The following is a 13,754-nucleotide window of genomic DNA, read 5'->3' as shown; positions in this document are numbered from 1 at the left end:
TCGCATGACCTCTCCAACAAGCATGGGTGCTCTTCATGGGCTCAAGGTAGTCGATGCCTCCCGCGTACTGGCAGGACCGTTTGCCGCGCAAATTTTGGGCGACCACGGTGCGGATGTCCTCAAGGTCGAGGCCCCCGAGGGCGATGAATGCCGTGGGTTCGGCCCGCCATTCGTCAATGGCAGTTCCGCATACTTCAACGCGGTCAATCGAAATAAGCGCAGCCTCGTGCTGGACCTCGGCAAGCCCGAAGACCGGGAACGCTTGTTTGCAATGCTTCAGAGCGCTGACGTGCTCATCGAGAACTTCAAGCTCAGCACGCTCAAGTCGTGGAATATTCCGGATGCCGGTTGGTTCTCCCGCTTCTTCCCTCGGCTGGTGCACTGCAGGATTACGGGCTTCGGCGACTACGGCCCCTACGGTGGGCTGCCTGGATACGACGCAGCGGTGCAAGCAATGACGGGCCTTCTCTCCATCAACGGAGAGGCCGGAGGCGAGCCGGTGCGCATGGGGGTGCCGGTGGTGGACTTGACGACCGGCATGAACGCCGCGATGGCTGCACTGCTGGGCCTGCAGGCGAGGAGCCGTACCGGACGAGGGCAGATGGCGGACATCTCGCTGTACGACTCCGCTGTTTCGGTCGCCCATCCTTTCCTGACAAACTTCCTGCACTCAGGGAAGGTTCCCGCGCCCACCGGCAATCAGCACGCCAATATCGTCCCATACAACGTCTATCGCACGCGAACCAAGCCCTTGTTCGTGGCTGTCGCCAACGACCGGCTGTTCGCAAAGCTCTGCAAGCAACTTGACGTTTCTCACCTGCCACAGGACGAGCGTTTCTCCACGAATCGAGCACGCGTGGTCAATCGCGAGTCCCTTGAGGTCGAACTCGGCAAGGCGTTCCTGGGCGTGGATGGCGAGGAAATCGGGCCACTGCTCCTGGCGGATGGCGTGCCCGCGGCCCCCATTCTTGACATCCAGTCCGTCGCGGAATCCGAGCACGCGCGGGTACGTGAAATGGTTGTCCGGCGGGAGGACTATGTGGGTCCAGGCAATCCCATCAAGCTCAGCGACACACCTGCAACCATCCGCCGTCCGCCTCCCGAGCTCGGAAGCTTCTCCGCTTCCGCGAACGAATCCGTATTCCTCTGAACGAGACATCACGCTGGAGATATTCAATGAAGAACTCGACCCGCTCGATTGCGGCAACACTGCTCGGATTGGCCTTTCTCGCGAATAGCTCTGCCGAGGAACCATATCCTCGCGAGAAACCGCTCAAAATTGTGGCCGCCTTCTCGCCGGGCAGCGCAACAGACATCAGCGCCCGCATTGTTGGAGAGGTGCTCAAGAACGAACTAGGCGCTACGGTTGTTGTTGACAACAAGCCGGGCGCGCAGGGGCTGATCGGGACGGAGGCTGCAGTCCGCTCTCCGGCAGATGGCTACACCCTCACCATCACGAGCAGTTCGCTGAATTCCATCAATCCGGGGCTTTTCAAGAAGCTACCCTATGACGCCGTGACCAGCTTCACGCACATCTCGCGGCTGACCACCATGCCGATTCTCCTTCTGGTGAAGTCCGACGGCCCTCACGCGAACATTCGAGACTTCGTATCCACAGCGAAGGTAGGGAAGCTCAGCTATGCGTATGGCTCCCCCGGCGGACAGGTCAGCGCCGTCGCGTTCAACAGCGCCGCCAAGTTCGATGCGCTGGGTGTTCCTTACAAAAGTCAGCCTCAAGCACTAACCGATTTGGCAGCCGGATTGGTGGACTACGTGCTGGCCGACCTTTCGGTGGCGACGACGCTGATGAAAGGTGGACGCATCAAGGCGCTCGCCGTGAGTTCCCAGCACCGGCTGCCCGAGTGGCAAACCGTGCCGACATTTGCTGAATCAGGCTACAAGGACTACGACCTGGTTGTCTGGGTGGGCCTTGGCGGACCCGCCGGAATGCCCGCTGACGTCGCCAAAAAGGTGAACTCAGCTCTGAACAAGGCGCTCAATCAGCCGGGCATCAAGGAAAAGTTCCGGGGCCTGGGCATGGAATCGGCACCAAACTCGCTCGATGAGCAAGACGCCTTCGTTCGCGCTCAACTGGCAGCTTGGCAGAGGCGGATGACGGAGGCCAAAATCCAGCCGGAGTGACAGATGCGCACGGCCCAGGGGCCGAATCGCGCGCAGTGTCGGCGCGGGCAAACTGGCCGGTATCATGCGACAGGTACCCTCAACCGATTTCCCGTTCCTGCTTTGACTAACCTTGAGCTTGAGGCCTGGCTTGGCACCAACTATGAGTCGATGCCGGAAATGCAGCTGGCCATTCTTGACGCTGCCGCCAAGGTATTCACCACCTTCGGCTTTGCCGCCGCCTCGGTCGATGTGATAGCGAAGGAGGTTGGTGCCACGAAGGGCAGCGTTTACTACCATTACCGAAGCAAGGCCGACCTCTTTTTCGCCGTTCACAAACGTGCGATGACGATGAATCTGCAGGCACAGGTTCCGGTAGCCAGAGACGAGGCCATCAACGCCCACCAAAAGCTCCACGATATGGCCTACCAGCATGCAATGTTGATGATGGACCATCTCTATTACCAGCGCGTTACTGTGCAAGGGGTCGAACTTCATCAGTCAGCTAGCACGACCCCCGCCGAGCGGCTCGCTTTGGCGGAGGTCGTGGCCATGCGTGACGCCTACGAAGAGCTCTTCCGTGGGGTGCTTCACGCAGGAATTGCCGAGCGCATCTTTGAAGCACTCGATTGCGACCTTGCCATCAAAGGGATTCTGGGCGCCTTGAACTGGATAACTGTTTGGTATCGCCCCCGTGATACCGACACGAAGCTCTATAAGGAAAAGGTGGCTCGGCAGTTTGCGCGTCAAGCCATTTTCGGCGTCGCACCTGTCCAGTAGCGCTTCTCCATCAATCTGGAACTCCTTAGTTGACGGAGAACGTGCTCGGGAGTCGGACGGGAAGCGCACTGTTGAATTCCAGCGCCCTTCAATCCTTCAATCGACGTTGTCAGGCACCTGATTGCTCACAGTCGATGGGGCAGTCGCCTCGGTGCGGAGGACCTCGGGCGAGTTGGTCATGCAGCGACGATGAGGCATGTGTCGGCCGGTCAGACTGCGATCCGATGCGGCGACGCTGACGACCATTGGAGCGGCGTCTATTCTGGCCTCCTCATGCGGTCTGTCGCTGGCGATCACGGCAAGAAGACGGTCATTTCAATCGCCTCGGACGGAGCTTGTTTGGCGAAGGCACACTTCTGAAGAACGAGCGTTGGCGCTACGAAGTTGCTGCGCTCGGCTGCGTGCGTTCAAGCGCCTGGCACTGGCTCTTCTCGTCCACGCAGAGCACCAGCGCGTTCTGCGGCGGGCTCAGGTACAGGCCGACCACGTCGCGCAGCTTCGCGATGAAGAAAGGGTCGGTCGAGCGGTCGAAAGTTGAAGCCTTCGCTGCGATGAGGTTGCAGCCCGAAGAGTTGGAAGTAGCGCTGCACACTGGAAATGCCGGTCTCGGAGGCAACCGATCGCACGCTCCAGTGCGTCGACCCATCGGCGGGCTTGGTGTGCAGCGTCGTCTTGATCAACTGCGCGATACGCTCATCGTCGATCGTGTGCGTGGCTTGCCAGGGCGAACGTCGTCGTAGAGCCCGGCAATCCGCCGTTCGATGAAGCGCATGCGCCACTTGCCCACCGTCGCGTTGGTGAGCTTCAGTCGTTGGGCAATCGACTTGTTGAGCTCGCCATCGGCACTGCTCAGGATGTCTGCGGAGCAATAGCCCAGACAAATCCGGCCAACTCACGCCACCGCCACGCAGATCTTATTGGCCTGCACGCCTCGGCTCGACAGCTGCGGGAATCGCCCGCATAGGCGCACCTGGGCCTTCCATGCGTGAGTGCGGATGCCAGGTGGCAGCGCCTTGCTGCGGTCGCGCAACTCCCTTGCTGATGCGCGCCGGGAAGCGGTAGTCCCACGCCGCCTCGGTCAACAGGCGCCGCGCGTGCGCATTGCCGGTCTTGGTAATCGAGCCACGGCGCACGCTGTTGCCGCTGGAATGCTCCGAGGGCACGAGTCCGAGGTAGCCCCCCGCAGGGCCGCCACGACCAGCTCGAAGCGCCAGCCCTGGACGGGCCTGCCGTAGCGCCGTGGTCAGTCGCTGCACGCGTTCCTCGGCCGCTTGCACCGACAGTTGGTACTCCGTCAACGCGATCTTGGCTGCGGGGTGGCTAAAGCACTGAGCGGCGATCCAGCGTTGATGCATCTTGGTCCAGGACGTCTTGCCGGCATAGCGCCGGTCCTGGCGCAGCAGAAATGCCTTGAGTTGCTGGCGCACCTTCAGACGCATGTTGACCGCGTCTTCGCGCGCCCGCCAGAGATTGCGCATCGCCTCGTGGGCCTCGTCGGGCACCCAGATCGCTTTGAGTTCGCCCGCCCGTGACAACTCGGCCAACCGCGCGCAATCGCGCCGGTCGGTCTTGATGCGTTCGCCCGCGCGCCGCGGTATCAAGGACGGTGCGATGATCTCGCAGCGATAGCCGCGCCGGCTTAGCTCTCGATACAGCCCATAGCCGGTGGGCCCGGCTTCATAGACCACGCTCACGTGCCGCGCCGGGCCGTACTTGCGCAGCGTCTTGATCACCCCCTGCACGTCAGGCCCCAGGGTGCCGACGAAACGGCTGGGCTCTCGCCCAGCTTCACACACGGCAACCGAAATGCTGTCCTTGTGGGCATCCAAACCAACGAAGAAATTGATACTCTCGTCCATGGCTCGCCTCCATACGGTTTGCGGCTGGGAAACCCGCCGCATGTGGCTCGGCACACTCGCAGAGTGCGCAATCCACGATACCGGAGACGGGCCTTCCTTCGCCTATAGAGCAACCATCATGTCTAGCTGTGGCGCTTGCTCGACGGGCCGCCGTGAGATTCGGCGTTGCGCGCGCAGGCATTCTGACGGCCCAAAGCGTATCGGCGACGCAATTTGCCCACCGAAGTCGCGCATCCCTAGACACAATTGCAAACTTGCACCCCTCGCAGACGAACAATAACTGCATTTTTGCTCCAGTGTGATTTCAGAATTAACTGCAGACACCCCTATCCAGGATCTACAATAACTGCTGAATCTCAATACCTTCGACACACTACAAATGATCGAACAGTTCGGAATCATCACGAACTGCACTGCGCGCAAACGAGCACTCGAACCGGTGGCCCGTCTGCGACCCGCGCAATTGAAAGGTGACGCGGCCAAGGTGGCCGACCGTTGGTGGTCTGCCACCGCCAACACGCAAGCCACGACCACGGCGGGAGAGTTGTACTTGGGCCGCGCGATGGCAGAGAGCAAGGCTGTCGCCGCCCAACTTCGCGGCTCCCTGCACGTGATCTCTGCAGGCTTGGGCCTGGCCGCGAAGGACGATCCTGTCCCAAACTACGATATGACAGTTTCCAGCGGACCGGGCTCTCTCGCGCCTGTACTCGCCGCGGCCGGTTCCAACACGGCGGACTGGTGGCAAGAATTGAACGCACGCAAGGGCACGCCCTCGCCCGTGAGCCAACTGGTCAATCGCTCCAGTGCGACCCGTTTCCTGATCGCTCTGCCATCGGCCTACGTCGAAATGCTGGAATGCGATCTGGCCCAGATTGCGGACAAAGCGCTCTCTCGCCTGTGCATCTTCACGTCTACCAGCGGGGCCAAGTCGGTACCGCCTCGCCTGCAAGCTTGCGTCTTGCCCTACGACGAACGCCTGGAAGGCCAGCAAGGCTACGCCGGCACTCGCTCCGACTTCCCCCAGCGGGCCATGCGCCACTTCGTGGAAAAACTCCAAGGCCACTACTTGGACAGCGCGCCCGCCCAGGCCGCGGTACGCCAAGCACTGGACCTCCTACAAAAGCCCACTATCCCCCAGCGCGTCCGTAAGACGGACGCAGAGATCCTGGACCTCATCCGCGCCCAGTGGTGCCACCACGCCGGCAGTTCGTCGCGCCTGCACCGATATCTCCGAGACACCGCCCTGGTCGCCTGTGAACAGGCGCGCTTCGGAGGTCTCTGGCGCCAAGTCAAGGCCGAGATGTCATGAAAGCCAACAAGCTTCCCGCTAAAAAAGAGATCGTCATCCGCGCACTGCACACCACACAGGGGCAAGGGCTGGATGTCTACGCTTTCTTCATCAAAGGCGCTGACATCGTGCGCGTGGCAGACATCTCTCGCGTGGACCGAGATGAATCCGAGGTCTTGAAGGGCTTCCAGCGTCCCGAGATCCGCAGCCATGTGAGGGGCATCGTCGACTACCTAAACCAGGGCGACGTCCTCTTTCCGAACGCCATCATTCTGGCTATGTCGCCGCAGGTCCGCTTCACCGCGTCACGCGGTACACGCCCAACCGGCGACGAGGGCTTGGCACAGGCCGGTACGCTGACCATCCCCATCAACGAAGCCGGCCAACGTGTGGCCTGGATCGTCGATGGTCAACAAAGATCGCTGGCCCTAGCACAGGTCACGAACCGCAATGTCGCCGTTCCGGTGGTGGGCTTCGTCTCCGACAGCCTGGACTTGCAGCGACAGCAGTTCATCCTGGTCAACAAGGCGCGTCCTCTGCCCTCGCGCCTGATCAATGAACTGTTGCCCGAAACTAGCGGCATCCAACTGCCCAAGGATTTGAGCGCCCGCAAGGTCCCGTCGGAGATTTGCAACCTCCTCAACCGCGACCCCGAGTCGCCGTTCTTCAAGCTGATCAAGCGCCCCTCGGATCGGAGCGACGCCGCGGCCATCGTCACCGATACCGCCGTCATCACCATGATCCGCAACAGCATGAACAACCCGCTGGGCGCACTGGCGCCCTACAAGGCCAGCGCGCGCGAGGGTGCTGACGTGACCTCAATGTATCGTCTGCTCTTGAACTTCTGGACGGCGGTCAAGAACACGTTCCCGGAAGCCTGGGGCAGAGACCCTCGCCACAGCCGACTCATGCACTCGGCTGGCATCGAAGCTATGGGCGTCCTCATGGACCGCATCTACGCGCGCTTCTCCGATACTGATGGCACGTACGAGGCCATCAAGAAGGAGTTGGAGCGCGTCGCTCCGGCCTGCCGCTGGACCAAGGGCCATTGGGAAACCCTGGGCGTTGCTTGGAATGAAATCCAGAGCACCCCCCGCGATATCAAGAAATTGCAGGACGCACTGGTGCGCGCCTACACGACAAGTCCCCCGAAATGAAGTTTTTGTATTCCGACACGCAGGACTACGTCGATCCCGCGTACGACTTTATCAATGACCGCAACGCGCCAACGCGCGAGCGGTATTGGGGTGATGTCTATGCCCATGAAATGATGAAGCCGCCCCCCTATGACGGTCTCCTGGTCTCGATGAGCGCCGTGCGTCAGGCTGAGGGCGTTGCCTCCTCCAAGGTGCGCTACTCCACCAAAGAAGAGCAGCGCATGCTGCGCGACGGCGCACGCAAGTTCCTGCGCTATGACGGGCCGGAGTTCAAGGACTGCATGCTGATGGGCGACTGCGGCGCCTTCGCCTACGTAGAGCACGAAAAGCCTGCCTACTCCCCGGAGGAAGTGGTCGAGTTCTACATCGAAGCCGGATTCACCCACGGCGTCTCCCCCGACCACATCATCTTTGACTGCGACCTCAGTAACCCGCCGAAGTCCAAGATGCCCGAAGCAACGCAAAAGCGCTTCCGCATCACGCTAGACAACGCCAAGGCTTTCCTGAAACTCGTCAAGGAAGAAGGCCACCCCTTCGAACCTATGGGAGCTGTCCAAGGCTGGTCACCCGCCAGCATGGCCGAGGCGGCCGTCGAACTGGAGAAGATGGGCTACAAGTATCTGGCCATTGGAGGTCTGGTCCCGCTTCGCGTGGACGCCATTCACGTGGTTTTGCGCGCCCTGCGTGATGCCATCAAGCCGGAAACCAAGATCCACCTTTTGGGCTTCGCCAAGGCCGACCAGATCCAGGAGTTCACCGGCTACGGCATCACCAGTTTCGATTCCACCTCGCCGCTCATTCGCGCGTTCAAGGACAACAAGTCCAATTACTACATGGGCTCCCCCACGGGAACCGGCCTGGACTACTACACCGCCATCCGAATCCCGCAAGCCATCGAAAACTTCCGCCTGGTGCAAGGCATCAAGAGAGGCATCTTCAGTGCCGAAGATCTGCAGCGACGCGAGCAAAAAGCACTCAAGGCGCTACGCAGTTTCGACAGAGGCGAAGAAACCGCCGCCAAGACCCTCACCGCCGTGATGGACTACCACCGCTTCTTGGTAGAGGGCGAGTCCGAAGACACCGCCAAACATCAACGCGAACTCGCCAAGATGAGGGAGCTCGTCGGCCGGACCCTGCAGGACGCCCCATGGAAGCGTTGTGGTTGCGACGTCTGCCGCGACGCTGGCGTCGAAGTCATCATTTTCCGCTCGAGCAATCGCAACAAGCGCCGGGGCTTTCACAACCTCGGCGTCTATCACAAGCACCTCAAAGCCACCATGGAGAACGCCCAGTGAGCAAATTCAAGTTCACCGCCATCCGCGCTCGTCAAGCCGACGGCCATGACGTGTTTTCCTTCGCTGCCACGCCCAATGACGTCCTGGCCTTCTCCGAGATCGAACGCGTTGGTCGCCAAGATGATGGCCAACTCAAAGGTTTCCAGCGTCACCAGATCGCCTCTCACATTAAGGAGATCCGTGACTACTTCACCCGTGAAGACGCCCTGTTGCCCAATGCGGTCATCATTGCGTTTATCGATGGCATCAAGTCCAAAGACCGCGGCAACGGTGTCGTCGACATTGAAATCGATGCCACCAAGACCAAGCCTGGCTTTGTCGTTGACGGCCAGCAGCGACTGAGTGCCCTTTCCGGCCTCGAGAAGCCGGGTTTCCAAGTATTCGTCTCCGTCCTGGTCTGCAAGGACTACAACGAACTGCGTCAACAGTTCGTCCTGATCAACAACACCCGGCCACTTCCCAAGACCCTGATCTACGAACTGCTGCCGAACGTGGAGGGCCTACCCGAGAGGTTCACCGCGCGCAAGTTCTCAGCCCGAATCGTGGATCGCTTGAACTTCATGCGGGGTTCGGCCCTGTACGGCGAGATCCGGCAGCACACCAATCCCAGGGGCGTAATCAGCGACACCGCCGTGCAGAAGTTGATCATGAACTCGGTTTCGGACGGGGCCGTTCGAGACTTCATTCGCCTGGATGACTATGAAGACCGGGCCTTCGAACTCGTAAACGAGTACTTCGAAGCCATCCGCACGGTCTTCGGCCCTGAATGGACGGGCATGACGCCGCGCACCTCTCGCCTCAAGCATGGCGCGGGCATCGTCGCCATGGGCTTCGTTATGGAGTTGCTGTACTCCGCAGAAGGTGCAACCAGGCGCGACCAGTTCGCAGCGGCGCTGGAACTCATTAAGCCCTACACAGCCTGGACCAGTGGGCAGTGGAACTTCAGCAGTGAAGACATCTGCCCCTGGAACGGCGTTCAGAACACCCCGGCGGACATCGACGTCTTGTCCAACCATCTCGTGCGCTTGACCAAGCGTGCCCTCCGCAAGAACCGCCTCGTTGCGAACGGATAACGCCATGAACTCCAAAGCACTAGTCCTCTTCTCCGGTGGCCAGGATTCCACCACCTGTCTGGCCTGGGCGCTGGAGCGCTACGACCACGTTGAAACCATCGGTTATGACTACGGACAGCGCCACGTCGTCGAGTTGGAGTGTCGCAAGAAAGTCCTGGAGCGACTTCGGTCGCGCTTCCCGCATTGGGCCCCCAAACTCGGTGATGACCACATGCTGGACCTGTCCGTGCTCGGACAGATCAGCGACACAGCCCTGACGCAAGACAAGGCCATCGCTCTTAGTAAAAGTGGTCTACCCAACACCTTCGTACCCGGAAGAAACATTCTCTTCTTCACCTTTGCCGCGACCGTTGCCTACCGCCGCGGTCTCGAGGTATTGGTCGGTGGCATGTGCGAGACCGATTACTCTGGCTACCCCGACTGCCGCGACAACACCCTGAAGTCGCTGCAAGTGGCCATGAGCCTCGGCCTGGATTCGCCCATGGTTGTCGAGACTCCTCTCATGTGGTTGGACAAGGCTGCCACTTGGGAGATGGCGAGAGATCTCGGCGGGGAAGCACTGGTGGAACTGATTCAACAGGACACCCACACCTGCTACAAGGGCGATCGCTCCAAGCAGTACGACTGGGGCTACGGCTGCCGCGATTGCCCCGCCTGCGAACTGCGCAGCAAGGGCTTTGCTGCCTACAAGGCCGCCGCATGACCTACAGCGTCAAGGAGATCTTCTACACCCTGCAAGGTGAAGGCGCCAACGCCGGTCGCCCGGCCGTCTTTTGTCGCTTCGCCGGGTGCAACCTATGGAGCGGAAGAGAGGAAGATCGCGCGACCGCCGTTTGCACTTTCTGCGACACAGACTTCGTCGGCACTAACGGCACAGGCGGAGGCAAGTTCCGCTCGCCGGAGATCCTAGCTGCCGCTGTGGAGGCGCAATGGCCCTCCGCAAAGCGGGAGCGACGTTTCGTCGTACTCACCGGGGGCGAACCCCTCCTGCAAGTGGATGCCGAACTGATCTCGGCCTTGCACGGCAGAGGCTTCACGATCGCCATCGAAACCAATGGCACGCTTACTCCACCTGAAGGCATCGACTGGCTCTGCGTTAGCCCCAAGGCGGACGCCCCGCTCGCCGTAAGCGGCGGACAAGAACTCAAACTGGTGTATCCCCAGCCCGGGGTTGATCCCGGTCGATTCGCAAGCCTCAAGTTCGACAACTTGTACCTACAGCCCTTGGATGGCCCTGACCGTTTGGCAAACACCGCCGCGGCGGTCGCCTACTGCCAGCAGAACCCTCAGTGGAACTTGAGCGTTCAGACCCACAAGATGATTGGCATCCGATGATCTACGAACTGAGCCAGAAGTTCTTCTTCGAGGCTGCGCACACGCTCAATCGAACCACAGTTGACGCCGCCGGCAGCCGTCGCATTCACGGCCACACCTACCGCGCTGAAGTAATGCTGCTGGGCGAGCCTGATGCCAAGTCTGGCATGTTGCAAGACCTCGGCAGCGTACGCCGGCACATCGACGCAGTCAGAGAGTTGCTCGACCATCAGTTCTTGGACGATGTGACGGGTCTGGGCCCAGCAACATTAGAGAATCTTTGCAAGTTCATATTCGCAAACCTCGTCCCGCGCTGCCCCCACCTCGTTGCAGTATCCGTAGAGCGCCCGGCAAGTGGCGACAAGTGCGTTCTAAGAAGGTCGCGCGCGATTGCTCCGACGCAACCTGGCACGAACATCCCTCAAACCAGTCCTTCCGATCTAGCTGCCCAGTCAACATAAGCGTTCACAAAAAACAAGGAGGCCCGTGAAGGCCTCGTCGTCTACAAACCTAGCGCCCCCGCCGGTTTCGGCTGAAGATGGCCGGTGGACCGGGAATCTAGATCGACGCCGCTTAGGCGCTGTTACTCCAGACAAAGTTCCGGCAATCGTGCTCAGTCCCTGCTAGGGGCAAGTTGCTGCCCATGACTGAATTCTGATAGACCGAGTTCACAGGCAGAATGACACAACTCAAGCCGCCAACATTCGTTCAAGGAAGAACGTGAAAATTTTTGATTACTTCAAAGGAAGAAAGCAAATCATGAACACGGAGCACGCGGTGGTCGCCTCTGCGCTTGATCAGCGGATCGACAGTCTAGAACGGTTCTGGTTCTTGGCTGACGCGCCAATGTTTGTGGACGGTGAACAAATTGAACGTCTTTACGACGCTATATTTAGACCAGAAGTGGAACTTGCCAGCCGTTCGGACTCCGGAACTGGAGAGTTCGCTACAAAGGTGGTGAGTGCCGCAAAGGCAGCTGTCGAAGTTCAAGCCAAAGTGCCACCGGCGCTGGCACTTTTCGGCTTTGAGTTTGGTGGGAAAGGGAGCTTAGAAGGATCGAGTTCCGGCGAGGAGGGCACACGCCGCGCTAAGACCGACACGAACACGTATGTCACCGTCAAGTCAAGTGAGCGGCACCTCGAAAAACTGATTTCCCTGTACGCGAACAAGTATCAGGACAGGATCTTTTGGGTCAATTCAACGCTCGTTGGCGGCAGCAGTCTCAAAGAACCGAAAACAACAAGAACTTGGCAAGAGTTGGAGGAGGTGCTTGAAAAACCTGGTGCCCGCCCTCTCATCGTGATTGACTTTGAGGAAGGCACCAAACTAATGCCCATGTACGGCGAACTGAAAAGCGGCAAGAATTGTGAATTGATCAAGGACTACTTGGCCGAGCGCGCGAAGAAGAACGAAGCCGAGTACCCCATCCCGAAATATCCGGGGGGCGGCCTGTCCCCCGAAAAGGAAGCAACCGAGAGACGCGACTATTGGCAGAAAATCTTTGACCGCTTCGAGTCCCACGAAGTTCTCCGCGCGATTGAAGAAGCCTCTGGCACGGTCAGCGAGCGATTCGAGTGGATAGATTTTCGCGCATTAGTTGACATTTCAAAAAACAGTGAGATCACCCAACCGCCGCATTTGCACTTCGTTGCACGAGGAATGTACCCAGCAGGAACATTCGCGTATCAACTTGTCCGACGCGCCAAGCGCTACGGGGTTCGCGTTGTTGGCACTTTAAAAAAAGGGCAAGACATTAACGTTTTGGCGGTTTACGAACGCTAAGCTAGACTATTTTGCACGGTAGGCGATTTAATAAACTCTTGAATTACACGATGCAAAATGCAGTGATGCTAGTCGACGCAGATAATACGTTGTGGGATACTGACGGGGTATTTGCCAACGCGCAGCTAGCACTTTTAACAGAGATTGAGGCTCTTTCCGGCATTAAATGCCCTGAACAAGATCGACTCGCCTACGTGCGTCGGCACGATCAAGCTCTGGCAGCAGTACATCACCAGCACTTGAAATACCCAATTCAAATGCTGGGCTCATCTTTGCTTTCTGGACTCAATGGACAAACGGCTGAGGATGCCGCGACTGCCTTGGTGAATGGTCGCGCCACCCGAGTTTCTTTTAAGACAGCAATTGTCGATCGGGCAATATCTCATTACGCAGACGCGCTTGGAAAAATACCTGAGCTGCTGCCCTCCGTAATTGAGGGGTTGCAGGCTGCATGGAAAAGAAATATTTCCATTATTGTCTTGACTGAAGGGCGAATCGAGAAGCAACGGAGCACCATCGAAGCGCATCACTTGGGCGGTTATTTTTCTGGCGTTTGGGAAGTGAAGAAGGACCGGGAGCAGTTTGAACGTCTGTGTCGGCGTTTCGATGGTGCGTTGGTAGTTGTTATCGGAGATCAACCTGATCGGGACATCGTCCCAGCCAAGCAGGCCGGCTGCATGGCGGTTCTGGTGCCGAGTCGGTTTCGTCCGAGTTGGCGCACGGAGGCAGACGAACAGGCGGCGGACTTCGTCGCAGAGAACTTTTCAATCGCGATCAAGTGGAGCATCGACGCAACGGACGGCGACTACCCCACGCGACGTTGAGAGGCTCGCTCTTCCCTCGGGGACACTCCAGTCGCCGCGCAGGCGTAAGCGCGCGGCGATCCCGCTTGAACTGCGGAGTCGTGTGTATGACGATGGTGTCCGCCAAGGATCTAGGTGAACACCATGGAAGACGCCAAGTGAGTCCGCGCCGTAACCGGCCAGTGATCCCATCTTGAGGCCAGAGGCCAAGGCGCTGACCATGATGTCCATCTAAGTTTTGATGGACGTCTATGCATGTCAACAGGAAGCCGCGCCGTCGGC

The 13,754-nt window shown here is 59.3% G+C and carries 12 protein-coding genes and 2 pseudogenes; 12 read left to right on the top strand and 2 right to left on the bottom strand.

Annotated features, from left to right (window positions below):
* Positions 1-4: 4 nt before the first annotated feature.
* The 3 genes from WKW80_RS20070 to WKW80_RS20060 all read left to right on the top strand — a co-directional run bounded on the left by WKW80_RS20070 (position 5) and on the right by WKW80_RS20060 (position 2,901).
* Positions 5-1,150: a CaiB/BaiF CoA transferase family protein gene (locus tag WKW80_RS20070; RefSeq protein ID WP_340365338.1), complete on the top strand. Its 1,146-nt coding sequence runs from the start codon at positions 5-7 to the stop codon at positions 1,148-1,150.
* A gap of 26 nt (positions 1,151-1,176) precedes the next feature.
* Positions 1,177-2,142, top strand: coding sequence for a Bug family tripartite tricarboxylate transporter substrate binding protein (locus WKW80_RS20065; protein ID WP_340365337.1), 966 nt, complete (start codon positions 1,177-1,179; stop codon positions 2,140-2,142).
* A gap of 159 nt (positions 2,143-2,301) precedes the next feature.
* Positions 2,302-2,901: a TetR-type transcription factor C-terminal domain-containing protein gene (locus WKW80_RS20060; RefSeq protein WP_340365465.1), complete on the top strand. Its 600-nt coding sequence runs from the start codon at positions 2,302-2,304 to the stop codon at positions 2,899-2,901.
* Positions 2,902-3,295: 394 nt separating this feature from the next.
* On the opposite strand, the pseudogene WKW80_RS20055 reads toward WKW80_RS20060, so the two are convergent.
* Both WKW80_RS20055 and WKW80_RS20050 read right to left on the bottom strand, forming a co-directional pair.
* Positions 3,296-3,757, bottom strand: a pseudogene (locus WKW80_RS20055) (helix-turn-helix domain-containing protein); the annotation flags it as partial.
* Positions 3,751-4,760: pseudogene (locus WKW80_RS20050) on the bottom strand (IS110 family transposase). The pseudogenes WKW80_RS20050 and WKW80_RS20055, both read right to left, overlap by 7 nt.
* Before the next feature lie 379 nt (positions 4,761-5,139).
* On the opposite strand from WKW80_RS20050, the gene WKW80_RS20045 reads away from it, so the two are divergent.
* The 9 genes from WKW80_RS20045 to WKW80_RS20005 all read left to right on the top strand — a co-directional run bounded on the left by WKW80_RS20045 (position 5,140) and on the right by WKW80_RS20005 (position 13,493).
* Entirely contained in the window at positions 5,140-6,069 is a 930-nt protein-coding gene (locus tag WKW80_RS20045; RefSeq protein WP_340365336.1) for a hypothetical protein, read from the top strand.
* Positions 6,066-7,205 carry a DGQHR domain-containing protein DpdB gene (dbpB, locus tag WKW80_RS20040; protein ID WP_340365335.1) on the top strand — a complete coding sequence of 380 codons (1,140 nt, stop codon included), beginning with the start codon at positions 6,066-6,068 and terminating at the stop codon, positions 7,203-7,205. Before WKW80_RS20045 ends, dbpB (WKW80_RS20040) begins: the two co-directional genes overlap by 4 nt.
* Positions 7,202-8,500 carry a tRNA-guanine transglycosylase DpdA gene (dpdA, locus tag WKW80_RS20035; protein ID WP_340365334.1) on the top strand — a complete coding sequence of 433 codons (1,299 nt, stop codon included), beginning with the start codon at positions 7,202-7,204 and terminating at the stop codon, positions 8,498-8,500. Before dbpB (WKW80_RS20040) ends, dpdA begins: the two co-directional genes overlap by 4 nt.
* On the top strand, positions 8,497-9,573 hold the full coding sequence (gene dbpB, locus WKW80_RS20030) for a DGQHR domain-containing protein DpdB (protein ID WP_340365333.1): 1,077 nt from the start codon (positions 8,497-8,499) through the stop codon (positions 9,571-9,573). The genes dpdA and dbpB (WKW80_RS20030) overlap by 4 nt, the downstream gene beginning before the upstream one ends.
* A gap of 4 nt (positions 9,574-9,577) precedes the next feature.
* Complete coding sequence (queC, locus tag WKW80_RS20025; protein ID WP_340365332.1) at positions 9,578-10,276, top strand: 7-cyano-7-deazaguanine synthase QueC; 699 nt, start codon at positions 9,578-9,580, stop codon at positions 10,274-10,276.
* Positions 10,273-10,908 carry a 7-carboxy-7-deazaguanine synthase gene (gene queE, locus WKW80_RS20020; protein WP_340365331.1) on the top strand — a complete coding sequence of 212 codons (636 nt, stop codon included), beginning with the start codon at positions 10,273-10,275 and terminating at the stop codon, positions 10,906-10,908. Before queC ends, queE begins: the two co-directional genes overlap by 4 nt.
* Positions 10,905-11,348, top strand: a complete 444-nt coding sequence (locus tag WKW80_RS20015) for a 6-carboxytetrahydropterin synthase (protein ID WP_340365330.1) — start codon at positions 10,905-10,907, stop codon at positions 11,346-11,348. Before queE ends, WKW80_RS20015 begins: the two co-directional genes overlap by 4 nt.
* Positions 11,349-11,607: 259 nt before the next feature.
* Positions 11,608-12,669, top strand: a complete 1,062-nt coding sequence (locus WKW80_RS20010; protein ID WP_340365329.1) for a hypothetical protein — start codon at positions 11,608-11,610, stop codon at positions 12,667-12,669.
* A 38-nt stretch (positions 12,670-12,707) separates the two neighbouring features.
* Complete coding sequence (locus tag WKW80_RS20005) at positions 12,708-13,493, top strand: HAD family hydrolase (protein ID WP_340365328.1); 786 nt, start codon at positions 12,708-12,710, stop codon at positions 13,491-13,493.
* Positions 13,494-13,754: the final 261 nt, after the last annotated feature.

It is taken from the genome of Variovorax humicola (genome assembly GCF_037889915.1).
Lineage (GTDB): Bacteria > Pseudomonadota > Gammaproteobacteria > Burkholderiales > Burkholderiaceae_C > Variovorax > Variovorax humicola.
Note: the sequence above shows the minus strand (reverse complement) of the source record. Positions and strands in the feature narration are given on the sequence as shown.

Bases quoted from the DNA above. Each gene is read 5' to 3' on its own strand.
- dbpB (WP_340365335.1), top strand. From the start codon at position 6,066: ATGAAAGCCAACAAGCTTCCCGCTAAAAAAGAGATCGTCATCCGCGCA.
- WKW80_RS20045 (WP_340365336.1), top strand. From the start codon at position 5,140: ATGATCGAACAGTTCGGAATCATCACGAACTGCACTGCGCGCAAACGA.
- WKW80_RS20070 (WP_340365338.1), top strand. From the start codon at position 5: ATGACCTCTCCAACAAGCATGGGTGCTCTTCATGGGCTCAAGGTAGTC.
- queC (WP_340365332.1), top strand. From the start codon at position 9,578: ATGAACTCCAAAGCACTAGTCCTCTTCTCCGGTGGCCAGGATTCCACC.
- WKW80_RS20060 (WP_340365465.1), top strand. From the start codon at position 2,302: ATGCAGCTGGCCATTCTTGACGCTGCCGCCAAGGTATTCACCACCTTC.
- queE (WP_340365331.1), top strand. From the start codon at position 10,273: ATGACCTACAGCGTCAAGGAGATCTTCTACACCCTGCAAGGTGAAGGC.
- WKW80_RS20015 (WP_340365330.1), top strand. From the start codon at position 10,905: ATGATCTACGAACTGAGCCAGAAGTTCTTCTTCGAGGCTGCGCACACG.
- WKW80_RS20065 (WP_340365337.1), top strand. From the start codon at position 1,177: ATGAAGAACTCGACCCGCTCGATTGCGGCAACACTGCTCGGATTGGCC.
- dpdA (WP_340365334.1), top strand. From the start codon at position 7,202: ATGAAGTTTTTGTATTCCGACACGCAGGACTACGTCGATCCCGCGTAC.